The sequence below is a fragment of the Chryseobacterium sp. FR054 genome, assembly GCF_056844565.1.
In genome coordinates this window covers 1,010,604-1,035,411 of the sequence record NZ_JBXDSA010000001.1, presented here as the reverse complement: position 1 = coordinate 1,035,411, position 24,808 = coordinate 1,010,604, and the positions used below count along the sequence as shown (strand labels likewise).

Genomic DNA, 24,808 nt, shown 5'->3' with positions numbered 1-24,808 from the left:
TAATGTTATTAGAATATTTATTGTTTAAGAAGATACTGTCCTTTCATTTTGATTTTAACAGTAATGTTCTCATTGGAATTGTTTTTGAAATACCAGCCCTGCGGACCTTCAAACGGAGCGACTAAAGAGCCGACCATATTATTGGAATAGGCAATCGTATAGCTTTCAAAGTAGTTGCTGTTGTTCTTTACTTCGCCGTGAAAGTCAAAGTATAGCTCACCTTTATCGGTAATCCATTCATATTTCATCTGACCGTATTTCAACATATTTACTTTGTATTCCAATCCTTCGCCTGCCGGAATAACCACGCTTACCTCGTCTGTACGTTCTGCCAGTTGAGTGGCTGGTGGCGGGTTATCTGCCGCCGCTGGTTTGGCAACATCTGCCGGAGAGCCAACATTTTCCAGTTTTAGTATCTTGTGCGGTCCCGAAGCCAACGCTTCCGTACCTGCATCACCAACATACAGCTTGCTAAAGCCTGTTGCCTTGCCAATACCCAAAGGGTCTATCCCGTATTCAGCCGGGAGTACGGCACTTACCAAGAGTACCGCTCCAATAACCAAAGCAATAATGACCTGCTTTACAATGGATTTCTTATCTAAGATTTGATGTGCTATTTCTGCCATTTTGATATTTGTTAAGAGTTAAAATAACCGACTAACTGATAGCCGAATAATAAAAAGCCTGCTGCCATCAGCAACATATTTGTAACTGTTGAGAATTTTAGAAAACTCGGTGACCTTCTCCAATTAGTGATGATAAACAATACAAGGGCTAAGGCTATGAACTGACCTATCTCTACACCGATATTGAAGCCAAGCAGGTTGGTCAATAAGCCGGTTCGGTCAAAGCTCAATTCCTGTAACTTACTGGCTAAACCAAACCCGTGAAAAAGTCCAAAGATTAAGACTGCCGCTTTGGTATTGGGCTGACGTCCTAAAAACCTTTGAAAGCCTCCTAAATTATCGAAGCCTTTATACACGATAGACAATGCAATAATGGCATCAATCAGATAGGCATTGATTGCCATATCTGCCAATACACCCAGCAATAGGGTAATACTGTGACCAATGGTAAAAAAACTCACATAAAGCAGTACTTCTTTTGGGCGATACAGAAAAAAGATAACGCCTACAAGAAAGAGCAGGTGGTCATACCCGGTGAGCATATGCTTTGCCCCGATATACAGAAAAGGAACGAAAGCTACTCCCGAATTGCCGCTTAAAAATGTCTGGGTATCCTCATCTACTCCGTGAGCATACGCCGCCCCTGAAACCAATATCAGTAGGGCTATTGATAGAAAAATTTTGATATACTTCATTTCCGGATTTTTTGTTAATTGAAAGCATAGCATCGAGGATGTGCATAGGTGAATACACACATCTCACGATGTACAGTTTGTGAAATCAATTATGCACACGGATTAAGCGTAATCCCCAAAAGGATTAATGCTTGTGTCCGTGAGCTTTGTCTATGCTGTCCTGATTAACTTTAGGCTGCGCAGCAGATTTATCTGTGCTGTCAGCAGGTGTATGATTACCCGCAGGGTCGTGGGAATGACCGTGAGCCTTGTCAATGCTGTCCTGATTGACTGCCGGAGCTGTTAGTTCCTGTTCTGAATTTGAATTATCCGAAGAAGATTTTTCGCTGTTATTGCAAGCTGTAAACGCAAGTGCAGCAAATGCCGCTATAATGAATGATTTTTTCATCGTTAAAATAAATTTGATATTAAAAAAGAAATAATTCGCCCGTAGGATTGGGCGTAACTCAAATTTTAACTTTCAGAGAATGAAAGTTAAGCAACGATGAAAGAGGGAGGTCCCCGAAGGGTGTATGCTCCGAGGAGCGGTGGTAAATAAATAAAGTGTCCATCAGGTGGAAACGTGTGTTTCTGATAGACAACTATATATTCAACAGGCGGAATGAAATCAATCGGTAAAGCCTTGATTGATTTTACATCATCCTTTGAAATAACAATTCTGGTTTCGCTTGAATTAGTAAAAGATACGTGTTCGCCAGCGTGTATAAAACCCGAAAAGGCAAGCTCTAAAGGTGTTTCTTTACTATTGTTATGATGATTGTTGCCATTCTGATGCCCGTCATTGGCAATATCTGCGTGGTGGTGGTGCGATACAATGCCGTGCCCCAAAATAACTAATTGGGCAGCAATTAAAAACAATATGGCAATATATTTACGCAACATTATGGCAAAGATATACAAATAAGTTCATTTGGTAATAATTCGGTGCAAAAAAATGAATTTAGCCCCCAATAAAATATTACAATGGCAGATGCTTAAATTTAAAAAGCCTTTTACACAGGCTCAACAGGAATATGGATTGCTCTCTCCATATTTTCGTAAGGATTTGTCAGCGGGCTTTGCGGTAAAATCTCAAATGCAAAAGGTTGTTTAATCCTGTAAGGGCTTTGATGCAGCCATTCGTATAAGCTGTGAAAAGTATGGAATATTTGTTTTGTATCGCCTGTAATGCCACATACGGCAAACTTTCCGCCGTCAATGTTTAGTATATCAATGCCTTTGGGTATCTCCTGATGTGCCTGTAACGTTATTCCTGCCTGATATATGCCTGCGTGTGGATTGACAATGCCGACAAATTGCGTGTTCACAGTCAGTAAATCCCTTGCCTCTGCAAACTGAATAACTCTTTTGAAACTCTTATGAATTTCTCCGATGTCTGTTAAAGGTGCATTTACAAAAATGACTTTAAGCGATTGGGCTTTTTTTATTTCAATGCTCAAATCCTTTTCCCTGCCGTTATTATCATTTACGAAAAAGTTCCCATTGATTTTTATATGCTTCAGGTACTTTGTAATAGTCGTGTGGTCTTTTGACGGAATGTTCCGCAATTCCTCTGCCGAAATACCAAAGAAATTCCTAAAGCTCCTTGCAAATGTAGAAGATGAAGCAAAACCGTTATCCAGTGCAATTTCGGTAATGGATTTGTGCGTATGTGTGAGCAAATAATGGGCAACATTTATCATTCTTACCTTTATGATAAACTGTTTCGGGCTTTCGCCAGTTACCTGCTTAAATATTTTTTGGAAATGAAAAGGCGAATAATTAGCGATGCCCGCAAGTTGTGCTAACGAAAGCTCCTCTTGCGGGTTTTGCTGAATGAAGTTGATAACTGCATTGATTTTCTTTTTATGTTCCGTTGAAATATCAAACATCGCTTACAAAGGTAATCAAAATACAGGCTAATGGTTTGAGTGCTGCTCCATTCCGTTGTGGTGTGGCGGTGTATGATGCCCTGAATGAAAATGATGAATAATGCCGTGAACAATGGTTGCAACAAGGATGAGGTGAAGCATCACAAGAACGACTTTACTGAAATGGCGATACCATTTTCCAAGCGAATGCCTGTCTATGTAAATCCTCAAAAAAACGGCTGCAATCAACGTCAATAATTCAAAGGTCAAAAGACCTGCTAAATGTAAGTGAAACATAATTTTATATGTAAGCTGATTAAATTAAAAAAAGCAAAGAGCAACCTTATATTGTTACTCTTTGCTGTAACTGCGTTCATCATTTTTTAACAACAAGTTTTTCAGTTGCGGCATTAAACTCAATCGCCTTTTTGTTGCTTTCGGCAACTCTCGATTGTTTGCCGTGAATGATTTTTCCCAAAGGGCAAATACCGTCAGCAGGTGGTTGGTGTCCTACGTGCAATGCCGCTCCAAGTGTAAGAACAGAAGCCGCACTTAACATTACAATTTTACCTTTCATATTATTTTCGACAGTGATTATAGTGCTGTCCCCGCACTTCTAATAATTTACTAAGGCAAAGATTGAATGTTTACATTGCATACACTTTACAAAACGAGGGAAGTAGTTTGCATTTCTTGCGATTGTTGCCAAAACATTTAAAGAACTTTCACTATTCGGCTATTGTTCCTGCACCAAATGCTGTAAGTTCGGGTCGTTCTTGATACGCTCCATTTCGCTGACTACAATATTCAGTATATCAGATTTTATCTGTTTGTAATTGCTTTCAATTTCCTGCTTCATTTTATCCTCGCCCTGCTCATTTACAAAAGATAAGATTTGCGGTATCTTTTGATAGGCTTTGCTTTCTGCTGCTACCTTTTCATTATCTACCACAATTTCGGCGTGAAAAATCTTTTGCTCGATACGTTCATCAAAGTTATCTGATACAGAACCGACAAACATCCCTTGCGTTAAAGTTGAGATTTTGGAAGCGGGAATAAGGCTGTCTAACTGTGTGGAGATAGAGGTAGATTTATCGTTGCGGTTAATCGTCATACTTTGGCGTTTCTGCAACACTTTACCAAAGCGTTCTGATAGGCTCTTTGCCGTTTCTCCAACCACCTGACCACTAAAAATATTGCCTACGGTATTCTGTATTACCTTGCTTTCTTTATCGCCGTAATCCCTCGTCAATTGCGAAAAATCCTGAAAGCCCAAGCAAACCGCTACCTTATTACTTCTCGCCGTTGCGATAAGATTGTCCAGTCCCCGAAAATAAATGGTGGGCAATTCGTCTATGATAACCGAACTTTTAAGCTGTCCTTTTTTGTTGATGAGCTTTACAATTCTTGAATTGTATAAGCCCAATGCTGCGGAGTAGATATTTTGACGGTCGGGGTTATTGCCTACACATAAAATTTTCGGCTCTTTCGGATTGTTGATGTCGAGCGTGAAATCATCGCCTGTCATCACCCAATAAAGGCTCGGCGAAATCATTCTTGATAAAGGAATTTTTGCCGATGCAATTTGTCCCTGTAACTGGTCTTGTGCGCCGCCTTGCCACGCATCCATAAAGGGCGACAAATAATTTTCCAAATCGGGGTAAGAGGTTAAAATCGTGAACACGTCCGAATACTTTTTATTCAGCAATTCAATGGCGTGTGGGAACGTACAATACTTACCATTCTCGTAGATTTTCAGATACCAAATAATGGCAGCCAATAAGATAATTGGGCTTTCTACGAAGAAATCGCCCTGCTTCTGTATCCAGCTTCGGTTGAGGTTTAGCATTATGGTATAAGCCGCTTCGTAAGCATCGGATATGTCGGTCATAAAATCGGGATTGAGTGGATTGCAACGATGGCTCTTGCGTGGGTCGTCAAAATTTATCACGTAAAATTTTGGCTGTACTTTGTACTTGTCCCTGTGCTTCAGTAAATGATTGTAGGCAATGGTAGAAAGGTCGTCAAACTTGAAATCGTATATGTACATACTGAAACCTTTCTCTATCTGCTGCTTGATGTAGTTATTTACAATCGCATACGATTTACCCGAACCCGGAGTGCCTAACACAATTGATGCCCTGAATGGATTGACGATGTTAATCCAGCCGTTGTTCCATTTTCCTTTGTAATAAAACTTCGTGGGAAGATTGACAGAGTATTCGTTTTCCATCAACTTGGTTTCCTGCTGAAAGCTCTCGTTCTCGTTGTTGAAAACATCGTCCATCAGGTTGTTGCGAAGCAAACGGCTCATCCAAACGCCAGCGACCATTAAGGCGATATACCCTAAACCTGTGGTTAAGATATACAGAAATGTAGCGATTAATAACGGTAGCTTTAGTAAAGGGAAATTCAGAAAGAACAGGATAATACCGATTGCTAAAGCCACATAGATTTTAGACCAGGTTATCTTCTCATCTTTAACGCCCTTTGTTCCCAAACAGCTCAAAGCCAACAAAACCAAAGCGAAGACTTTGGTATATAAGGTATGCGAAAACAGCCCTGCCGTTCGCTGAAAGTTGCCTAATATTTTATTGATTAACTCCAATGTCCAGCCACGCTCTATAAAGAAACCGTAGCAGAACCAATAAAGGTGCATCAGCACTATGATGATGCTTACTGCCCGCATAAAAGCCATTATCTTGGCAAGTCCTCTTAAATCGTCTTCTCCCTGCATTTTTGTAAAATTTTAAATGTTCGGGCGTGAATTTAGAAGCTGTGTTGTGTGGCTATAAGAATGTGGCAGTGAATGGCAGTGTTTGGCATTAAGAGGCTATAAAGCCTTCAATACCGTTCAGGTAATCCAATGATTTTTTTTAAATTTATACTCGTGAAAACCATTTTGCTATTCTCGTCTGTTGGAACAAGCAAGATTTAAAAGAGGAATGCTATGAATTGGAATAATCCTGATGCTTATCCCGGAGAAACTGAAGAAGAATATGAAATTCGGAAAAGAGGTGAAAGCCAAGCTGCCACCGGATTAATGTCTGGGATAATAAAGTTTTTTCTTTTCGGCTTAAAAATAGCGGCTATTTTCGGCGTGTTCTTTTACGCCGGGTTTTTGCTGTCGCAAAAATTGTGGGGCAAAGAAACTGATAACTTTAAGATTTGGGCATTCTCCCTATTATTTGCCTACCTCATCTTCTGCATCGTTTATTTTTTGAAAGGAACTATTATAGGATTACGGAGAAAGAACCAGAGGCTATGGATATTACCGTGGGCTATCTGTGTTTTATTATGCTGCATTGTTCCTGCATTCATTATAAAATCAATAGTAGCTGGTATGTTCAGCGTGACAGAACGAGATAGTATATGGTGTATCGGGCTAAGCTGGGGAGCGTTTGTACTTTCCGCATTATACATCTACGGTATTTATCAATTCAAAACACCTACTGCACCTAAGATTTTGCATTGGAGCTATGCGTTGGGGCTGAAAGTTTCTACATAATAGGCAAAGAAAAACCTGTTACTGACCTCGTTTGCGCTTCCTTTTCTTTTTCATTCTATTGGCAAAATCCTGTTCCTCGTAATCCTCGCCCTGTGCTTCGGGAATGAGCAAACCGCCCAACGCTTCAACCAACCCGTCTTCATTTTTATCGGTAGTAACAAAATCAAACAAATGGTGGGGTTCTTCCGCAGGAAGATCTGCATCATTTGTCCTTGCTATTTTCGGTATTAGCTTATCAGGCTCTTTTATCTCCGGCTTAATGTTGTTATTCCAGTAATCATTAAAGGTATTGGCAGAAAGCTCTGTTGCTAAACGTGAACCGTTCCAAACCGTTTTGGAATTGTGGTCAATAAAAGTGATACCGTAAATACGTCCTGTATCATTCCGGCGCACTACTATGTTAATGCCCTGTTCTCCTAACTGCTTTTTAAATGCCTGTTCATCGCTTGTGGTTTTCAGGGCTATGGTAACGGCAGATTTTAGGGTCTGCTTGGTAGGATTGTCTTTCAATGCCGTTTTGCATTTCGCAAAATGCAATTCCAAAGCCGGAAGCCCTGCGCTCTTGCCAAACAAGGAAGCCTTGAACGGATGCCCGGCTCTTTCGCCTTTTTCATTCAACGGAATATATAATAAGCCCTGCTGCATTTTTCCTTGTAATTCGCCCTCTATTTTCTCGGTGGTAATATTGAACAGGGAAAGCAGGGCATTGTATTCGCCCAAAGTTTGGTATTGGTAGTAGTTCGGCAGGTGGCGAACGACCGAAGCTATTTGGCTTTTTACATCGCCCGCCCGATAATCTACCGGACGGAAAACCTTATCAGTCTGGTTACGTTCTTTGTCCGTAGCCGGTATTAAATGATATTGTTTTTCCAGTTCCCGGCATACATTCATCGACCGCATTTTCTCAAATTTGTCCGAAATCTTTTTGCCCTGCTCGTCCACACATACCGATACGATGTGAATGTGGCTGCGGTCAATATCAGTATGCTTGAATACAATAAAAGGCTGCTCGCCGTAACCCATTTCCCGCATATACTGCTGTGCCATTTCCCGAAATTTATCATCATTTACGATGTCTTTCGGGTCGGGATTGAGCGAAATATGCAGCGTATGTTTCTCGGTATTGCGGTTGGCTATCAGATAAGGAGCGAAAGATTGGGCTAATTGCGCAACCGTATATTGACCGCTTGCGGTTTCAATCATCTTATTGGCAAACAGAATTTGTCCGTTTTCTTTTTCAATTTTCAGGTTATTGTATGCCAATGCACCATATAAATTTCCGCTCCTACCGATTTTTGCTATCACTTTTTAGAATGGTTTTTGAGGTATTTTGCTTCAAATTCTTCGGTCAGTTCAATGATTTTTCTACATAACATCGCCATTTCAGCCGTCTGTTTTTCCAGCTTAAAGAGGTAAGCCGATGCTTTTTTCTGTGAAAAATTCTTGTAAAGCAGCTTAATAATCTGGTTGTAATTCACGCCAACGTTGCGGAACTGGCTGTGAAAAGAGGTCAGCCGCATATAAAAATCAACCGTTCCTTTGTCAATCTGAATGGTCTTTATCGTCTTGTCAAAGATGCGGGATTTGATAAAGTGTGCCTTTACATCCATATTCGACTGGTCAAACAGGGCAAGAAACTTGGCGTTTTCCTCTTCGTTAAGAGAAAGCGAATACCTGAATATCGCTGGGTCTGTTTTAAGTGGACGACCAATGGGTTTTCTCACTTGTCTTTTGTTGTTCTCGTTCATAATAAATCCATTTTTAACCTATACAAAACCCTGACTTCGGAAGGTGTTTTCCAGCCCCCTGCAAGGGCAAGTTGTTCTGCATCGGAAAATACTTTTGAGATGCTGAGAACACAACTTGCCGTGTTCTGTTGAACACAAAAATCCGCCCTGCGGGACGGATTGAATGTAACAGGGAAAAACGGCTCGATGCCGTTCCCCATTTTTTCCGATTTGTCAAAATATGCTTGCATAAATCCGTTAATAAAAATCATTCTACAAAGTAACTACCTCTTATTAAGAGTATTGCAATGCGATACCCGGACAAATACTGCCTTTGAACGCCAAACACTGCCACAATGAAATAAGCACCTATCTATCTGCATTTCTTTGTACATAGAAACAGAGATAAGGGCGCAGATAAGTATGCAGGTAACAACATAAGTACCTGATTAAAAAAGTAGCTAAGTGCAATTGTACGGAGATAGAAAAATACCTGCCGACATACCTGAACAGATAGTTGAGCAAGTAAAAATGCAGGTACGCATATCGGCAGATATGCAGATGCAAACCTGCATATCTGCATACAATCCTAAAGAAGTATTCAGGTACATCGCTAATGGAGCGCATACCTGCCTAAGTAATTACATACCTATATGCCTATGTACAGGATGATATAGGTAGAAGCCTGCGGAGATACGGACATAAGTAATTGAGTATATAAATAAGTAAAAACAGTTGTAATATGAACGAAAAACAAAAACCAGTATTTATCGCCTTTTCATCCCAAAAAGGCGGTGTAGGTAAAAGCACCTTTACTACGCTTGTTGCAAGTACAATGCACTACCGGTTAGGCTACAATGTTGCCGTATTCGATGCGGATTTTCCACAGCACAGCCTGATGAAAATGAAAGACCGTGATTTGAAAATGATAATGGAAAACGAGGCTTTGAAAAAGCTGGCGTACAAACAATTTACCACTATCAACAAAAAAGCCTATCCAATAATACAGCACAAGGCAAACAGCGTACTGGAAGAAGCCCACGAATTTGTAAGCAGCTCTTCAGTGCCACTTGATGTGGTATTCTTTGACCTGCCCGGAACGGTGAACACACCCGGCATCCTGAAAGCACTGGCAGGAATGCACCACATTTTTACGCCCATTACGGCAGACCGTGTGGTAATGGAAAGTACGCTCATTTTCACACAGCTTTTGCAGGACGTGATTATGAAGAAAGGAGAAACCGATATAAAAACCATTAACCTGTTTTGGAACCAAGTGGATGGAAGGGAAAGTACCCCGCTATACGGTATATATAATCAGCTTATCGAACAGTTAGGGTTAAGCCTGATGCAAAGCCAAATCAAAAACAGCACACGCTTCCGCAAGGAAAGCGAAGTAAACAGCAAAACCATATTTCGCTCAACCCTGATGCCGCCCGATGAGCGGCTGATGAAAGCCTGCCAGTTGGACGAGTTTATGAGCGAATTTTTAAAAATCATTCAATTATAGTCCTATGGAGAAAGACAATAAGAAAAAAGTAACGCCCGATATTAACGAGGAGCTGATGATGAACCTGATGGTAGATGGTGTAAAAAAAGAGGGCTTACAGCTTCCGCCAGAAACCGCCGATGAACCGGAGCAGAAAGTAAGTGTGCGGGAAGAACCGACAAGGGAAAAGCCTGCGGTTAAAGAGAAGAGCAGGACCAAAAAGGCAACCGAAGCCGATTACGAAAGTATCTTTTTCAAAAAGTCGGAAACCAATGCCCGTGATGGGAAAACGGTCTATATCCGACCAGAGTTTCACGAAAAGCTGACACGTATTATACAAGTAATTGGTGAAGACAAGATTAGTATTTACGCTTATTTGGATAACCTGTTGGATTATCACTTTCAGGAATTTGGCGAACAGATTACCAAGAGCTATAACGATAAGTATAAACCCATTTAATAATTGGAGCTATGGAGATTGTAATTGTAATATGCCTGCTGATAGTCATTGCCTTGCTTTTGCAGGACAAGATTGTCATTAAGAAAAGGTCGGAGCAAAAGCCGACAAAGGGAAAAATCAATCCGCACCTTCCCGATATTATGGGGCAGCCTAAACCGAAATTAAGCCATTCAGTGCCAAACACTGCCAATGAAAGCCAAATAGAGGAAGTGGAGATAAACCTTGATAATTTAGACATTGAATATGACGAAAACGAAAACGTCAGCATTCAAATTCCGCAGGAAGAACTGGACGAAGTTTTCAGCAATATACCTGATTTGGAAGATGAGGAAGAAGACTGGAACAGGTACGGAATACCCAATGGCGATGACGGTTTTGCCCAAGGGGTTACCTTCGAAGAACTAAGCTCCGTGGGGGTATTGCTCCAAAAAGAAAAATTGGAAACAGCCCAAAAGGAAACAGCGGTAGCCATAGTTCAGAAATTACAGGGAACCGAACTATTCAGCCTATTGGAAAATTCTGTGGCGGATGCTTCCCGAAAGATAGCCGAGCTTTTGGATAGTAGCCTTTCAACTGAAACAGAACCCGGTTCTTCCACCTTGCGGAAAAATGATTTGGGGAATTTTGACATTGGGGAGTTCTTATAGACTTCCCTTTGTCTTTTTAAATTCCGTTTTCCGAGAACTCTTCAAACGCAGAATAGTTTTTTATTCCTTTAGACTTGTTCACTTTTCCCATAATTGTGCAATCAATCCGGCTTTTTAGATAGGATGCTAAATCATCAAAATGCCGAACATCAATATAATTAATTCCTGATGCTTTATATCTTTTAGATAATGAAATAGTAAAAGCAGCCCAGTTGAATTTTTCTCCCTTTTTACTTAGTTCAATTTGTTTCCAATCGCCATATCTTTTTTTTAAATAATCAATATAGTTCTTCTTAGAAAGCTCTTTCCCCAATGCTCCGTCAGGTAATTCAATTTTTGCTTTTACAGGCTTGGATTTTTTTACAAACTTTGGAAAATACTTATGTAGCAAAGCCTCTGATTGTTCAATATGCTTTGTAACGGTGTCCCATCCCCAATAATATAAATGAAATGGAAGTTCCTTTTCTTTTCTGATTTGATTGAGGTATTCCTGTATTTGCACATCGTCACGGAAGGTAGAAACAAAAACAAATTTGTCGAAATCAATAGCTAAGTCCCTCGATTTTTCTAAATCGGTGTTTATATCCTGAATTAGATTTTTCCTGATAGTTTCATCCTTTCTTCCAATGCTCTTCAATTTGCATTGAATAACCGTTTTGGTTTTAGTAGAAAAGACATCAATTCCTTTCTGATTTTGTCCTTTTACACCAAACGTCTGAAAGTCTGTATTCTCATATGACGAAGTATTCTCTACAAAATTGAATAAATCACAAGTAAGTTCCTCAAATAACCTTTCATCTTTTAAAGGAGGTAGTTGATAGTTCGCCATCTAAAAAAATCGTTTAAAAATTGTTTCCTGTTCGGTATCTGAATATTCAGCAATCACTTGTTTTGACCAATCAAAATCAAACTTTCCAAACTTATTTTCATCGCCGTTTAAATCAATTTCATCTTCATTGAAAGTAAGTATATATTGAAAGTTATGCAGCTCGTTCGATTTGTGGTACATATAGTTCAGGACATTGGATATTGTTTTGTATGATATGGCGTGAAATACACCATCGTGTACAAGAAAATCAGGGATATTGCGTTTATCAATCCTGCTTTTTAAGAATACCATTAAATCATACGCTACAATTTTCAAACGTTCCTGTCCCAAAGCATCTGCTTTTGGAATTTCCAGACTTATTTTAAATGGCAACTGATTTCTTGGCGAAGTAGAGTTTAATGTGATATTAAAATAAGAATTATCAAATTCTTCATCCAAATAGATAGCATTTTCAAGAATTTGCTGAAATAATAATCTCAACTCATCAAGATAGGTTTGTTGCTTATTTAGTTCACTAACAATATCTCTCTTTAATTCTGCAATGACAATATTGGAATTTCCTAATATTTCCTCTATTTCGTCAATTTCCCTTACAATTGAGGTGTTCCGTTCTAAAAGTGTTTTTTCATTCACTAATCTTTCGTAGGTACTCTCAATCCTGTCCAATGCACCTCTCTCTTTTAGCAATGAAAATAATTGGCTCCTGTTCTTTTCTAATTTTTCAAGCTGTGTTAAACTTTGGTCTATTGATGATTGTAATTTCTTTTCTTCTTCCAATAAATATTTATTTCTATTCGCCAGAAGTTGTTTTTTAAAGTCTATAACTTCATCTAAACTCTTTTTTACAAAGTTGCCAAATGTAGATACGGTTTCATTGTAGAGCTTACGAATTTTGTCCAGGTCGATAGATGTTACATCATTGTAAGAGGATTTGAGTTTTTCTAATTTACGGTTTGTATTATGATAGATGACAGATTGCTCGTTAATTTCAGATATAACCTGATTTAGCTTTTGCTCTATCTCTTTGTGATTAGCAAGAAAGTTGTACTCTTTCAGGCTATTCTCAAGTGCTACAATATCTTTTTCGATTTTTAGCCGCTCGGTTCTAAACTCCTGAATATCTTTCCCTGTATCTGCCTTAACCTTTTCTGATAATGATTTTACTGTATTATTGTATCTTTCATATTCAGAAGAAACTTCGTTATATTTTAAAAGTGTTTTAGTCGGGAGATTAAGCAAATAAAAATTATACAACGCCTTTTCTCTTGCATTGGCGTTATAAGAAACAAAATTTAAAGGGTCAACTCTCTGCTGACTTTGCAAGTCATCCTTAACAAAAAATTCCATCAACGTTCCATATCTTTTTCCCTCAAAGAATACTTCGTTGTTCTCTGTCGGAAAAAATATCCCTTCCAGCAATTTCGGCATTTCAGATTTTTCATATTCATCGAGAGCATCCGGTCGCTTCCCGAAAAATATTTTTTTTGTATCGGCAAAGCCCCTCTTGAGAAAATATTTTTGTTCCTGTACTTCAATTTCTAAAGTAATCGTGTGTTCATCCTCACGTAAAAAGTCATACTTTTTTTGAGCAAATCTTTTTTCTGCTTTACCGCTTAGTAAGGTAAAATCAACAAGCCTGACCAACGTAGATTTGCCAATACCATTAATCCCTCGTGCTTCTTTATCCCCAGAGTATTTGCCCAATATGATGTTTATTCCATTGTGAAATGGAACAGCATCTATAAGGTTGGTTTCTGAATATATTCTAATTAACATTGTCGAATAAACTTGTTTGATTTTCTTCTTGGCTTTCTTTCTTTACCAATTTAATTTTATATCCTTTTTTCTCAATACTGCCAATTGTATGCAAAAAGGTTAAAGCATACAGAAAAAGGTCGGGTGTTCTATCTTTATCCCTGTTTAAAAACTTATTCATTATATCATCCACGATGGTATATTTGTTTTTAAAAGGGGAATTGCCCATAATACTAATAATATCTGCTCCCAATACCATAAGATTGGTTTTAAGATTGCTTTCTGGCTGCGGTAATATCATAGTTCATTTTCTGTTTTTCTGCCTATTAAACACTGCTCAAACATATAAAGCAATATAGATTTTACACACTTCACATATTCATCATCTTTAATGTTTCCATATGCTGTTGTATATTGGTCGGTTAGATTATATAATCTATCCTTGAAATTTCCTGAAAGTTTATTGTAATCATTTATAACTCTTCTTTTCAGGGTATTAATCTCATCATCGTTATATCCCGAAAGTATATTGGTAATCGTGTTAAATTCTGCCATAACCAGTACCATTTCCGAGTTCATTCCATCCCAATCTTCCTGCTCAAAGTTGAGTTCGATTTTCTTTTGGGGAGGGACTAATGATTTCCTGTCGAAATGCAGAGCCTTATCTTCTTCGCTTGAAGCATTCAATAAGTCATTAATAATTTCCTGAATATAGTCCTGTATAAAAAAGTTCTCAATCCCCAAATAAGCTGCAAGTTTTCTTTTTTTACTTGATACAAGTTCATCAACAATAGAAAGAATTTGGTCTATACCCTTAATCGAAGTATCGCCGTCCAAACTCTGAATTAGCGTAAATTGTTCCGGTGATACTTCGTGGTTTACGTACATTTCCCAATTTGGAAATTTGTCTTTCCAGTTTTTCTGGTATTTTTCGAAATCTCCTTCTTTGTTTGTTGCCCCTAAAACTTTCGTTTCAAAATCAGTTTTGCTATATTTTCTTGGTGCGTAACAAGCCAATATTTTTTGTTCGGGTAAAATAGTACCGTCATTGCCTTTATCCTTATTCCTTCTAATGGGCGTATAGTTATCAACGCCATATTTCAAAAGAAACAGTTCATCAATAAATTCTTCGAACTCAAATCCTTCTTTGGATTGAATTTGCATTTTAAAAGCGTTCTTCAATAATTTATCCATATACAAATCAGAGTTCCAAATTAATTTTAACTGTACCGTCAAATCCCTTTTCTACTATCTCTTTAAGGGTTTGAAGTTTGATATTATTGCCATAATCAGTTTCAACCTTAGAAATGTAACTCCTTTTCTTACCCACTTTTTGGGCTAATTGTTCTTGAGTTAGCTGTCTTTGTTCTCTGGCTTCCTTCAGCATTTCTCCAATATGTCTGCCTGATATTTTCATCTCAAAAAGGATTAAAATTGACTTTATTACGAATGTACAAATGTAATTTAAAAGTTGCATTGAACCAACTGTAAATTGTATAAAAAGCATTTGAAAATTTCCACTCTCGTTCTGAAAATTCCCACCAACAAAGCCACTCACAGCCAAACACTTCCTTTGACTGCCACTTTCTTATAACGCCTCTTTTTCCACAAGACATTTGTCCCGAAAGCTCGCAAGGTGCGGGATAAAATGTAACAAATAAATGTGTTTCAATTATGGAAAAACAGAGAAAAAAAGTTTTGCTGGCAGCCGTGGCGATGCTGTCAGGAATTGGTGCGTTCGCACAGGGAAACGGTTCGGCAGGTATCAACGAAGCTACTCAAATGGTAACAAGCTATTTCGACCCCGCCACCCAATTAATCTACGCCATCGGTGCGGTGGTTGGGCTCATCGGAGGCGTTAAGGTGTATAACAAATTCAGCTCCGGCGACCCTGACACGAGCAAGACTGCGGCAAGCTGGTTTGGTGCGTGTATCTTCCTGATTGTTGCCGCTACCATCCTGCGTTCATTCTTCCTGTAATCCTTTGCTTATGAATAGTTACAATATTAACAAAGGCATTGGGCGTACAGTAGAGTTCAAAGGATTGAAAGCGCAATACCTGTTCATTTTCGCAGGCGGACTGCTCGGTACGCTTATTCTCGTGATGATACTGTATATGGCAGGCGTAAACTCTTACATCTGCCTGTTCATCGGAGCAGGGGGTGCTTCGCTCATCGTATGGCAGACCTTTTCACTGAACCAAAAGTACGGCGAACACGGGCTGATGAAAGTGGGTGCAAGAAAACGGCATCCTCGATACATCATCTGCCGCAAGCCTGTACACAGGTATTTAAAATTCACTTCTAAACCAAAAGCCGTATGAGAAATGTAGCAAAGACCTCCACTTTGGAAAGCAAATTTCCATTGCTGGCAGTAGAGAACAACTGCATACTTTCCAAAGATGCGGACATTACCGCCTGTTTTGAAGTGCGTTTACCGGAACTGTTCACGGTAGCTTCTGCGGAATATGAAGCCATTCACTCCGCTTGGCACAAGGCGATTAAGACCTTACCCGATTTTACGGTCATTCACAAACAGGATTGGTACATCAAAGAAAGCTACGCCCCCGATTTGGCACAGGAAGATCAGAGTTTTTTATCGAAATCTTATCAACGCCATTTCAACGAGCGACCATTCCTGAACCACTATTGCTACCTGTTCCTGACAAAAACCACCAAAGAGCGTATGCGTATGCAAAGCAACTTCAGTTCGCTTTGCAAAGGCACACTCATACCAAAGGAAATCAGGGATAAGGAAGCGATACATCGCTTTATGGAAGCCGTAGCACAGTTTGAGCGTATTGTGAACGATAGCGGTTTTGTGAGCCTGCAACGATTGAGCGAAGAAGACATCATCGGTACAAATGAAAAGCAAGGATTGCTGGAACAGTATTTTACCCTTTCGAGGGAAGCAGGAACGCCGATGCAGGACATCGCACTCGGTGCTGAAGAAGTCCGTATCGGAAACAAAAGGTTGTCTTTGCACACCCTGTCCGATACGGACGATTTGCCCGGAACGGTATCGGCAGATACACGTTTTGAAAAGCTATCTACCGACCGTAGCGACTGCCGTTTGTCGTTCGCTGCACCTGTGGGGTTGTTGTTGAGCTGCAACCATATCTACAACCAGTATTTGTTTTTGGATAACAGCGAAGCGAACCTGCAAAAGTTTGAAAAATCAGCAAGGAATATGCACTCATTGGCTCGGTACAGCCGTGCCAACCAAATCAACAAAGAGTGGATAGAAAAGTACCTGAACGAAGCACATTCGTTCGGGCTTTCCTCTGTTCGTGCGCATTTTAATATTATGGCGTGGTCGGAAGACCCTGCCGAACTCAAACAGCTAAAGAATGATTGCGGTAGTGCGTTAGCACTGATGGAGTGTAAGCCACGCCACAACACTACGGATGTTGCCACGTTGTATTGGGCTGGAATGCCGGGCAATGCCGGCGACTTTCCGGCAGAGGAAAGTTTTTACACGTTCATAGAGCCAGCCTTATGCTTCTTTACCGAAGAAACCAATTACCACAATTCGCCGTCCCCATTCGGGGTAAAAATGGCGGACAGGCTTACAGGCAAGCCTATCCATTTGGATATATCAGATTTGCCAATGAAGCGTGGCATTATCACGAACCGGAACAAATTCATTCTTGGTCCGTCAGGTTCGGGTAAATCGTTCTTCACAAACCATATGGTAAGGCAGTATTTCGAGCAGGGCGCACACGTACTGTTGGTAGATACGGGTAATTCCTATCAGGGTTTGTGCGAATTGATTAAGGGGAAAACCAAAGGCGAAGACGGGGTTTATTTTACCTATACCGAAGACAATCCCATTGCCTTTAACCCTTTTTATACCGATGACGGCGTGTTCGATATTGAAAAGCGTGAAAGTATCAAAACTTTGATACTAACGCTTTGGAAAAGGGACGATGAACCGCCGACCCGTTCGGAAGAAGTGGCATTATCCAATGCCGTTAGCGGTTATATCGAGCGTATCAAAACGGAAAACGTGTACCCATCATTTAACGGCTTCTACGAGTATGTAAAAGGCGATTACCGCAAGGTATTGGAGCAAAAGCAGGTAAGGGAAAAAGACTTTGACATTGCCAATTTCCTCAACGTATTAGAGCCTTATTACAAAGGCGGCGAATACGATTACCTGCTGAACTCAAACAAGCAGTTAGACCTGCTTTCCAAACGCTTTATCGTGTTTGAAATTGATGCCATCAAAGACCACAAAATCCTCTTTCCCATAGTCACGATTATCATTATGGAGGTGTTCATCAACAAGATGCGCCGACTGAAAGGTATCCGTAAGCTCATCCTGATTGAAGAGGCTTGGAAAGCGATTGCCAAAGAGGGAATGGCGGAATACATCAAGTACCTCTTTAAGACCGTTCGCAAATTCTTCGGAGAAGCGATTGTCGTAACGCAAGAGGTCGATGATATTATCCAGTCGCCCATTGTGAAAGAAAGTATCATCAACAACTCCGATTGTAAAATCCTCTTAGACCAGCGCAAGTATATGAATAAGTTTGACGATATACAGGCAATGCTGGGGCTTACCGATAAGGAGAAAGGGCAGGTACTTTCTATCAATATGAACAACGACCCATCAAGGCTTTACAAAGAAGTCTGGATTGGTTTAGGTGGTACGCACTCGGCAGTCTATGCCACCGAAGTTAGTTTGGAGGAATACCTCGCCTATACCACCGAAGAAACCGAAAAAATGGAAGTAATGCAGCTCGCTGCTGAACTGGACGGAAACGTGGAACTCGCCATTAAGCATATCGCTATGCAACGGCGTGACAATTCAAATCAATAGTCATTAACAATTTAAAATTTCAAGAAAATGAAAAAAATCCTTTTTATGGTGTGTACGGCACTAATGCTTGCCGTTGCACCGTCCGCAAAAGCCCAATGGGTAGTAACCGACCCCGCAAACCTTGCATCGGGCATTCTCAACAGTGCGAATGAAATCGTACAGACTTCTTCCACCGTAAGCAATGTGGTTAAGAACTTCAACGAAGTGAAGAAAGTGTACGAACAGGGCAAGGAATATTACGACAAGCTGAAAGCCGTCAACAACCTTGTGAAAGATGCCCGTAAGGTGCAGCAAACGGTTTTGCTGGTAGGCGATGTTTCGGAAATGTACGTGCAGAATTTCGGCAAGATGATGAACGACCCCAATTTCTCGCCGCAAGAGCTGACCGCTATCGGTAACGGCTACTCCGCATTGCTCAATGAAAGTACCGAACTGCTGAAAGAACTGAAGCAAATCGTAACCTCATCCAGCCTTTCGCTGAACGACAAAGAGCGTATGGACATCATCGACCGTGTGTACAAAGAAGTAAAAGACTACCACAGTCTTGTACGCTATTACACCAACAAAAATATTTCTGTAAGCTACCTGAGAGCGAAAAAGAAAAACGATGCCAAAAGGGTGCTTGACCTATACGGAACTGCTAACCAAAAATACTGGTAACAATGGAATGGGATAATCTTCACGAACTCCTGCGTTCGCTTTATGACGATATGATGCCGCTTGCAGGCGATATGGCGGCAGTGGCTAAAGGTCTTGCGGGATTGGGTGCATTATTCTATGTGGCATTAAAGGTTTGGCAGGCTTTAAGCCGTGCCGAACCTATTGATATGTTCCCATTGTTACGCCCGTTTGCTTTGGGGCTTTGCATTATGTTTTTCCCAACCATTGTATTGGGAACTATCAATGCAGTGCTAAGCCCCGTTGTAACGGGAACACATTCCATACTCGAAGACCAGGTGCTTGACCTGAACAAGCTGCAACAGCAGAAAGACCAACTGGAATATGAAGCAATGGTCAGAAATCCCGAAACCGCCTATATGGTATCGGACGAAGAGTTTGACAAGAAGCTGGATGAATTGGGCTGGTCGCCCTCCGACATCGGCACGATGGCGGGTATGTATATGGACAGGGGTGCTTATCAAATAGAAAAAGCCATAAAGGATTGGTTTCGCAATCTACTGGAGATACTCTTTCAGGCGGCGGCTTTGGTTATTGATACCATAAGAACATTTTTCCTGATAGTCCTCTCCATACTCGGACCGATTGCCTTTGCAATTTCCGTATGGGACGGCTTTCAGTCCACGCTCACGCAGTGGCTCACGAGGTATGTGAGCGTTTACCTGTGGTTGCCTGTTTCCGATTTGTTCAGTTCGATGCTGGCAAGGATACAATCGCTGATACTGGAAAAGGATATAGCAATGCTTTCAGACCCGACCTATATACCCGACACCTCCAATACGGTGTACATCATCTTTATGATTATCGGCATCATCGGGTACTTCACTATCCCGACAGTAACAGGCTGGGTAATCCAAGCTGGAGGCGCAGGAAACTTTACCCGCAATGTAAACTCAACAGCAATGAAAGCAGGAAACCTTGCCGGAGCCGGAGCTGGTTCAACGGTTGGAAACATCGGCGGTCAGTTACTTAAAAAATAATGTAAAACAATAATCATTCTTAAAAATGGAATTTAAAACGCTAAGAAATATAGAAAACAGCTTTCGGCAGATACGTTTATATGCCATCGTGTTTGCCGTTCTCTGCATAGGCGTAGTAGGATTTGCCGTGTGGAAATCGTACAGCTTTGCAAATGAACAAAGGCAAAAAATCTATGTGCTGGATAATGGCAAATCACTGATGCTTGCCTTGTCGCAGGATGCCAGTATTAACCGACCTGTGGAAGCAAGGGAACACGTCAGGAGATTTCACGAATTGTTCTTCACGCTTGCACCCGATAAGAACGCTATTGAAAGCAATATGAGCAGGGCGTTCAACCTTGCCGATAAATCAGCTTTCGACTATTACAAAGACCTGTCTGAAAAGGGCTATTACAGCCGTATCATTTCGGGTAATGTTCAGCAACGAATTGAGGTAGATAGTGTGGTGTGCAATTTCGACAATTACCCCTATGCAGTGCGCACCTATGCCAAACAGTTCATCATCCGTTCGAGCAACGTAACACGCCGTAACCTGATTACTTCCTGCTATCTCGTCAACTCCGTTCGTTCGGATAACAACCCGCAGGGATTTAACATCGAAAAGTTTGCGGTAGTAGAAAACAAAGACATCGAAGTTATCGAACGCTAAAAATTAAGGATATGAAACAGTTACTTGATTTAGACGCATTCGCAAAAACGCTGACCGATAAAGGGTATGACGGTTATTTCCAAACGGAGGCAGCTTATGCCGACAAAATCAAAGACAGCATCAGCAGGTTTTTAGAGGCTTGTAAAAATGGGATGGATAAACCGATGTTGCCCAACATTATGATGCTGACAACTTACCTGCAATGGAATGGCGATGATAAGCCAAAGGTTGAATGCAATATGTGGGTAAAGTATGAAGACGGTCTTTTTGATGTACAGAAGATGAATATTGAAAGGATAGACCAATACGGGCAATTATTGAAACAATCCAAACTGACAGACCTCTCTACAAGCTCGGTTCCGACAAGGAAAGAAGCCATTGCCCAAGTGTCTGACAAACCTAAAGAACAGTTGTCTTCCCCGAAAAGGCGGTTTAAAATGCGATAACCGAAAATCATTAAAGTATGAAAAAATTAAGAGCAACTATGGACAGGTTTTTTGATAAGCTCGATGAGCGTTGGCGGGCTTTGCCAGTGCGCAAGCAGCATCAATACACGTTGTACTTTTTTGTGGGTTATCTCTTGCTTACGGCAGGGGTTATTGGCAAAGTAGTGTACGATACGGGCAAGCCGAATGATACCATCAACATCAGGCATATCGAGAACCCTGTCCTCAAAAGTAAAAATCCTGCAAGGTTGCAGGATAGTGTATCAACAATTTTAAAAAATCAGTTTTATGAAAGAAAATGAAAAAAGGGTCAGCATTCTCGTTGAGGAAGGCGACCAAAGTAAAGCATCCAATCTGCTGGATGATAAAAAGAACAGCAAAGACCGCCTTAAAAAGCCCTTGATATTCGGTTTGATGGCGATTGTCTTCTTAGGCTGTATGTACCTCATCTTTAAACCGTCAAAGGATAAAAAAGAGGTCGAAAACATCGGGCTGAACGATGCTGTTCCACAAGCTACCGGGGCAGGAATGCCCGACAGCAAAGGCAAAGCGTATGAGCAGGAAATGCTGGAACAAAAAGACCAGGAGAAACGCAATGCCCTTACCACGCTATCCGATTATTGGAATGAGGACAGCTCATCTGCCAACGCCAAGAGCGAAGAAGATTTTGTAGAAGAGGAAGAAAGCAACGGCTATGGCAGTGGCAGAAATTCGGGACGTTATGGCAATCCTGCCTTGAACAGCTACCGAAATACACAAAGCACGTTAGGCTCATTCTATAATAACGACAATGCAGAAACAATGGAACTCCGCAGGCAATTGGATGAGCTAAAAGAAAAACTGGCTGATAAAGATGTACCTAAAGCAACAACAGTAGATGACCAGCTTGCCCTGATGGAGAAATCCTATCAAATGGCTGCAAAATATCTTCCGCAAGGTAATAGCAGCAATGGAGAAGCCACACCCACAAACGGTACAGCTTCGGGAGCTTCGACTGCCAGCCAAAAAGAGCATTTTGTATCATTTACGCCCACAAGGAAAAACACCGTATCAGCCTTGTATCGTGAGCCAACAGACAGCGAATTTTTGAACGATTTAAACCAGACCAAAAACAGGGGCTTCTATACCGCAGGTTCTACTGAACAGGTGGTACAGCCGAAAAACAGCATCAAAGCCTGCGTACACGATGCACAAACCGTTGTTGGGGAAACGGGCGTAAGGCTTCGTTTATTAGAGCCTGCCAAAACGCCTAATCGTACCATTCCCAAAGGAACTATCGTAACGGCGAATGCCAAGTTTCAGGGCGGTCGTTTACAGCTAAAGGTTACTTCGGTAGAACTGGAGGGTAATATCATTCCCGTAGATATTACCATTTACGATTTGGACGGGCAGCAAGGCTTGTACGTTCCGTATTCGCCCGAAATGAACGCACTTACCGAAATGGCGGGCAATATGAGCCAGACAGGAGGAACGAGCGTGATGCTTACGCAGAATGCCGGACAACAGGTTGCTGCCGATTTAAGCAGAGGCATTGTACAAGGAATTTCGGGCTATTTCGCAAAGAAAGTACGTACACCAAAGGTTACGCTCAAAGCAGGGCATCAGGTCTTCCTTGTATCAAAACAATAATGTTAAACTAAAATAATTTTATAATGAAAAATCTTTTTAAAACACTTTGGGCATTTGCTCTGACTATCGGCTTAGCCGTAAATTCTTTTGCGCAGGACAGCATCAGAACTCCGCTTGCATTGGGCAAGATAGAACCATACAAAATGGAAGTAACCTACGATAAAACTTCGCACTTGATTTTCCCGACTGCCATTCGTTACGTGGATTTGGGAAGCGAATACCTGATTGCAGGTAAAGCCGAAGATGCGGAAAACGTACTACGAGTAAAAGCATCGGTAAGGAACTTTGAACCGGAAACGAATTTTTCAGTAATTACCAATGATGGACGTTTTTACAGTTTCAGTGTGTATTACAGTTCCTACCCTGAAGCAACAAGCTATGACCTGCTAACAATGCAAAAATCAGTAGATAGAACCAACGGAAACGATGTGCTTTTTGAAGAATTGGGCAACAATTCGCCCTCACTGGCAGGCTTGTTACTGGAAACCATTTACAAGAAAGACAAGCGCATTGTAAAGCATATCGGGGCTAAGAGTTTCGGCATTCAGTTTATCCTCAAAGGCATTTACATACACAACGGCAAATACTATTTCCATACCGAACTGCGTAACAAAACCAATGTTCCGTTTGAGATTGATTTTATCAATTTCAAAGTGGTGGATAAAAAGGTTGCCAAACGTACCGTAGTGCAGGAAATTCCTTTGACACCGCTTAGGACTTACAAACCATTGGACGGCATAAAAGGAAAATCTACCGAGCAAAATGTATTCCTCTTAGACCAATTTACCATTGCCGATGATAAGATACTTCTGATTGAGATTTTCGAGAAGAACGGCGGCAGGCATCAAACATTGCAGGTGGAAAATTCGGATTTAATCAAGGCTCGTTTGATTGACGATATGCACCTGAAATTTTAATAACCCATTTAAAACAACAGTAATAAAATGAAAAAGTATATCTATACCGTGATGCTCGTTTTAATGGGTATCACAACGACACAGGCACAGCGAATGCTGCCGAAACAGAAAGGGTTGGAAGTAAATGTTGGTGTGCTGTCCGATGATAAAATCGGCAACGATTATTATATCAATATCGGTATGACCGTGAACGGTAAGAACGGCAATTACCAGCTTTGGGCGTTGGAATATACGCACCAATACCACGATTATAAAGACCTCCGCATCCCGCAGGAAACTTTTACAGCCGAGGGCGGTTACAGCTTCTTCCTTTTGGGCGATGCCCGGAAGAACATCACGCTGAATGCCGGAATAACCGCCGTAGCAGGTTATGAAAGCATCAACCGTGGCGAACCGATGTTGTATGACGGAGCGAAGATATTGGACGAGGACAATTTCATTTACGGAGCTGGCGGACGACTGACCTTTGAAACGTACCTTTCTGACCGATTTGTATTAGTCCTGCAAGGGCGTACAAAAGTCTTTTGGGGTACGGATTTACGACAGTTCCGACCGTCGGCAGGTGTGGGATTAAGGTTTAACTTTTAAAACGTAAAAAACGATGATAGCAATATTCAATAAATTCAGAACAGGGCTACTGCCATTATATATATTCCTGGCAATCCTCACAGCTTCGGTTACGTTGGTATCTTGCAGCAAAGATGATGAACTCGAAATACAGAACAATTTTCCTTTCGAGGTCAATGTAATGCCAGTGCCTAAAGATGTTGCCAACGGACAAACCGTAGAAATACGCATTACCATACAGCGTACAGGCAATTACAGCAACACGCAGTATTTTCTTCGCTACTTCCAGTTTGATGGTCAGGGAACGTTGCAATACTACAATGAGCCGCCGTATCAGCCCAACGACCTGTACCAGTTACCAACGGAGCAGTTCAGGCTGTATTACACGTCAACGTCTGCCGTATCACAATCTTTTGATGTTTGGATTTCGGACAGCTTCGGGAACGAAAAGCAGATAACTTTTCAGTTTAACAGCAGCGATTAAGAGCAGTATTCCAATTCATAAATAACGGCTTATCTGATGGGTAAGCCG

The 24,808-nt window shown here is 40.9% G+C and carries 31 protein-coding genes; 16 read left to right on the top strand and 15 right to left on the bottom strand.

Annotated elements, in window-relative coordinates; translation table 11 throughout:
* Positions 1-17: 17 nt before the first annotated feature.
* The 8 genes from AC106S_RS04955 to mobC all read right to left on the bottom strand — a co-directional run bounded on the left by AC106S_RS04955 (position 18) and on the right by mobC (position 5,908).
* The gene (locus AC106S_RS04955) at positions 18-626 is read right to left on the bottom strand and encodes a hypothetical protein (RefSeq protein ID WP_024567738.1); all 609 of its coding nucleotides are present in this window, start codon (positions 624-626) and stop codon (positions 18-20) included.
* 11 nt (positions 627-637) lie between these two features.
* Entirely contained in the window at positions 638-1,321 is a 684-nt protein-coding gene (locus AC106S_RS04950) for a HupE/UreJ family protein (protein ID WP_024567739.1), read from the bottom strand.
* A gap of 124 nt (positions 1,322-1,445) precedes the next feature.
* Complete coding sequence (locus AC106S_RS04945; RefSeq protein WP_024567740.1) at positions 1,446-1,709, bottom strand: hypothetical protein; 264 nt, start codon at positions 1,707-1,709, stop codon at positions 1,446-1,448.
* An 86-nt stretch (positions 1,710-1,795) separates the two neighbouring features.
* Complete coding sequence (locus AC106S_RS04940; RefSeq protein WP_024567741.1) at positions 1,796-2,203, bottom strand: hypothetical protein; 408 nt, start codon at positions 2,201-2,203, stop codon at positions 1,796-1,798.
* A gap of 110 nt (positions 2,204-2,313) precedes the next feature.
* Positions 2,314-3,192, bottom strand: coding sequence for a helix-turn-helix domain-containing protein (locus tag AC106S_RS04935; protein WP_024567742.1), 879 nt, complete (start codon positions 3,190-3,192; stop codon positions 2,314-2,316).
* Positions 3,193-3,219: 27 nt separating this feature from the next.
* Positions 3,220-3,420 (bottom strand): hypothetical protein, encoded by a 201-nt coding sequence (locus AC106S_RS04930; RefSeq protein WP_482437987.1) that lies wholly within the window; start codon positions 3,418-3,420, stop codon positions 3,220-3,222.
* Positions 3,421-3,547: 127 nt separating this feature from the next.
* A complete protein-coding gene (locus AC106S_RS04925) occupies positions 3,548-3,748 on the bottom strand; it encodes a hypothetical protein (RefSeq protein ID WP_024567743.1) in 201 nt (66 codons plus the stop codon).
* A gap of 159 nt (positions 3,749-3,907) precedes the next feature.
* Positions 3,908-5,908: a conjugal transfer protein MobC gene (gene mobC, locus AC106S_RS04920; RefSeq protein WP_024567744.1), complete on the bottom strand. Its 2,001-nt coding sequence runs from the start codon at positions 5,906-5,908 to the stop codon at positions 3,908-3,910.
* A 213-nt stretch (positions 5,909-6,121) separates the two neighbouring features.
* Here mobC and AC106S_RS04915 point away from each other — a divergent pair, with 213 nt between their 5' ends.
* Positions 6,122-6,679: a hypothetical protein gene (locus AC106S_RS04915; protein ID WP_024567745.1), complete on the top strand. Its 558-nt coding sequence runs from the start codon at positions 6,122-6,124 to the stop codon at positions 6,677-6,679.
* Positions 6,680-6,697: 18 nt separating this feature from the next.
* On the opposite strand, the gene mobB is transcribed toward AC106S_RS04915, so the two are convergent.
* Both mobB and mobA read right to left on the bottom strand, forming a co-directional pair.
* Positions 6,698-7,984: a conjugal transfer protein MobB gene (gene mobB, locus AC106S_RS04910; protein ID WP_024567746.1), complete on the bottom strand. Its 1,287-nt coding sequence runs from the start codon at positions 7,982-7,984 to the stop codon at positions 6,698-6,700.
* Positions 7,981-8,427 carry a conjugal transfer protein MobA gene (gene mobA / locus AC106S_RS04905; RefSeq protein ID WP_002996037.1) on the bottom strand — a complete coding sequence of 149 codons (447 nt, stop codon included), beginning with the start codon at positions 8,425-8,427 and terminating at the stop codon, positions 7,981-7,983. Before mobA ends, mobB begins: the two co-directional genes overlap by 4 nt.
* Positions 8,428-9,148: 721 nt before the next feature.
* Here mobA and AC106S_RS04900 point away from each other — a divergent pair.
* From AC106S_RS04900 to AC106S_RS04890, 3 genes are read left to right on the top strand one after another with little or no spacing between them, the layout of a single operon-like run.
* Positions 9,149-9,916 (top strand): ParA family protein, encoded by a 768-nt coding sequence (locus tag AC106S_RS04900; protein ID WP_024567747.1) that lies wholly within the window; start codon positions 9,149-9,151, stop codon positions 9,914-9,916.
* Between the two features lie 4 nt (positions 9,917-9,920).
* Positions 9,921-10,355, top strand: a complete 435-nt coding sequence (locus tag AC106S_RS04895) for a DUF3408 domain-containing protein (RefSeq protein ID WP_002996029.1) — start codon at positions 9,921-9,923, stop codon at positions 10,353-10,355.
* A gap of 11 nt (positions 10,356-10,366) precedes the next feature.
* The gene (locus AC106S_RS04890) at positions 10,367-11,002 is read left to right on the top strand and encodes a hypothetical protein (protein ID WP_002996027.1); all 636 of its coding nucleotides are present in this window, start codon (positions 10,367-10,369) and stop codon (positions 11,000-11,002) included.
* Positions 11,003-11,018: 16 nt separating this feature from the next.
* Here AC106S_RS04890 and AC106S_RS04885 read toward each other — a convergent pair whose 3' ends face one another.
* Genes AC106S_RS04885 through AC106S_RS04865 form a run of 5 tightly spaced genes read right to left on the bottom strand, consistent with a single transcriptional unit; the run spans position 11,019 to position 15,003 of the window.
* A complete protein-coding gene (locus AC106S_RS04885) occupies positions 11,019-11,831 on the bottom strand; it encodes a hypothetical protein (protein WP_002996025.1) in 813 nt (270 codons plus the stop codon).
* A complete protein-coding gene (locus AC106S_RS04880; RefSeq protein ID WP_002996024.1) occupies positions 11,832-13,607 on the bottom strand; it encodes a DUF2326 domain-containing protein in 1,776 nt (591 codons plus the stop codon). It lies immediately after the preceding gene.
* The gene (locus tag AC106S_RS04875) at positions 13,597-13,887 is read right to left on the bottom strand and encodes a hypothetical protein (RefSeq protein ID WP_002996022.1); all 291 of its coding nucleotides are present in this window, start codon (positions 13,885-13,887) and stop codon (positions 13,597-13,599) included. Before AC106S_RS04875 ends, AC106S_RS04880 begins: the two co-directional genes overlap by 11 nt.
* Positions 13,884-14,780 carry a hypothetical protein gene (locus AC106S_RS04870; protein ID WP_002996021.1) on the bottom strand — a complete coding sequence of 299 codons (897 nt, stop codon included), beginning with the start codon at positions 14,778-14,780 and terminating at the stop codon, positions 13,884-13,886. Before AC106S_RS04870 ends, AC106S_RS04875 begins: the two co-directional genes overlap by 4 nt.
* Positions 14,781-14,787: 7 nt before the next feature.
* Positions 14,788-15,003: a helix-turn-helix domain-containing protein gene (locus AC106S_RS04865; RefSeq protein ID WP_109570615.1), complete on the bottom strand. Its 216-nt coding sequence runs from the start codon at positions 15,001-15,003 to the stop codon at positions 14,788-14,790.
* A 257-nt stretch (positions 15,004-15,260) separates the two neighbouring features.
* On the opposite strand from AC106S_RS04865, the gene AC106S_RS04860 reads away from it, so the two are divergent.
* Genes AC106S_RS04860 through AC106S_RS04805 form a run of 12 tightly spaced genes read left to right on the top strand, consistent with a single transcriptional unit; the run spans position 15,261 to position 24,760 of the window.
* Entirely contained in the window at positions 15,261-15,566 is a 306-nt protein-coding gene (locus tag AC106S_RS04860) for a DUF4134 domain-containing protein (RefSeq protein ID WP_002979435.1), read from the top strand.
* A 10-nt stretch (positions 15,567-15,576) separates the two neighbouring features.
* Complete coding sequence (locus AC106S_RS04855; protein ID WP_002996016.1) at positions 15,577-15,909, top strand: DUF4133 domain-containing protein; 333 nt, start codon at positions 15,577-15,579, stop codon at positions 15,907-15,909.
* A complete protein-coding gene (locus tag AC106S_RS04850) occupies positions 15,906-18,410 on the top strand; it encodes a TraG family conjugative transposon ATPase (RefSeq protein WP_024567749.1) in 2,505 nt (834 codons plus the stop codon). Before AC106S_RS04855 ends, AC106S_RS04850 begins: the two co-directional genes overlap by 4 nt.
* 27 nt (positions 18,411-18,437) lie before the next feature.
* On the top strand, positions 18,438-19,070 hold the full coding sequence (locus AC106S_RS04845) for a DUF4141 domain-containing protein (protein WP_002996013.1): 633 nt from the start codon (positions 18,438-18,440) through the stop codon (positions 19,068-19,070).
* Between the two features lie 2 nt (positions 19,071-19,072).
* Positions 19,073-20,068 (top strand): conjugative transposon protein TraJ, encoded by a 996-nt coding sequence (gene traJ / locus AC106S_RS04840; RefSeq protein ID WP_002996010.1) that lies wholly within the window; start codon positions 19,073-19,075, stop codon positions 20,066-20,068.
* Positions 20,069-20,093: 25 nt separating this feature from the next.
* Positions 20,094-20,717: a conjugative transposon protein TraK gene (traK, locus tag AC106S_RS04835; protein ID WP_002996009.1), complete on the top strand. Its 624-nt coding sequence runs from the start codon at positions 20,094-20,096 to the stop codon at positions 20,715-20,717.
* An 11-nt stretch (positions 20,718-20,728) separates the two neighbouring features.
* Positions 20,729-21,163: a hypothetical protein gene (locus AC106S_RS04830; protein ID WP_002996007.1), complete on the top strand. Its 435-nt coding sequence runs from the start codon at positions 20,729-20,731 to the stop codon at positions 21,161-21,163.
* A gap of 17 nt (positions 21,164-21,180) precedes the next feature.
* Positions 21,181-21,465, top strand: a complete 285-nt coding sequence (locus tag AC106S_RS04825; RefSeq protein WP_002996005.1) for a hypothetical protein — start codon at positions 21,181-21,183, stop codon at positions 21,463-21,465.
* The gene (traM, locus tag AC106S_RS04820) at positions 21,452-22,792 is read left to right on the top strand and encodes a conjugative transposon protein TraM (protein ID WP_002996003.1); all 1,341 of its coding nucleotides are present in this window, start codon (positions 21,452-21,454) and stop codon (positions 22,790-22,792) included. Before AC106S_RS04825 ends, traM begins: the two co-directional genes overlap by 14 nt.
* A 23-nt stretch (positions 22,793-22,815) precedes the next feature.
* The gene (gene traN / locus AC106S_RS04815; RefSeq protein WP_002996001.1) at positions 22,816-23,709 is read left to right on the top strand and encodes a conjugative transposon protein TraN; all 894 of its coding nucleotides are present in this window, start codon (positions 22,816-22,818) and stop codon (positions 23,707-23,709) included.
* A gap of 27 nt (positions 23,710-23,736) precedes the next feature.
* Positions 23,737-24,297: a conjugal transfer protein TraO gene (locus tag AC106S_RS04810; protein ID WP_002995999.1), complete on the top strand. Its 561-nt coding sequence runs from the start codon at positions 23,737-23,739 to the stop codon at positions 24,295-24,297.
* A 13-nt stretch (positions 24,298-24,310) separates the two neighbouring features.
* A complete protein-coding gene (locus AC106S_RS04805; protein WP_002995997.1) occupies positions 24,311-24,760 on the top strand; it encodes a DUF3872 domain-containing protein in 450 nt (149 codons plus the stop codon).
* Positions 24,761-24,808: the final 48 nt, after the last annotated feature.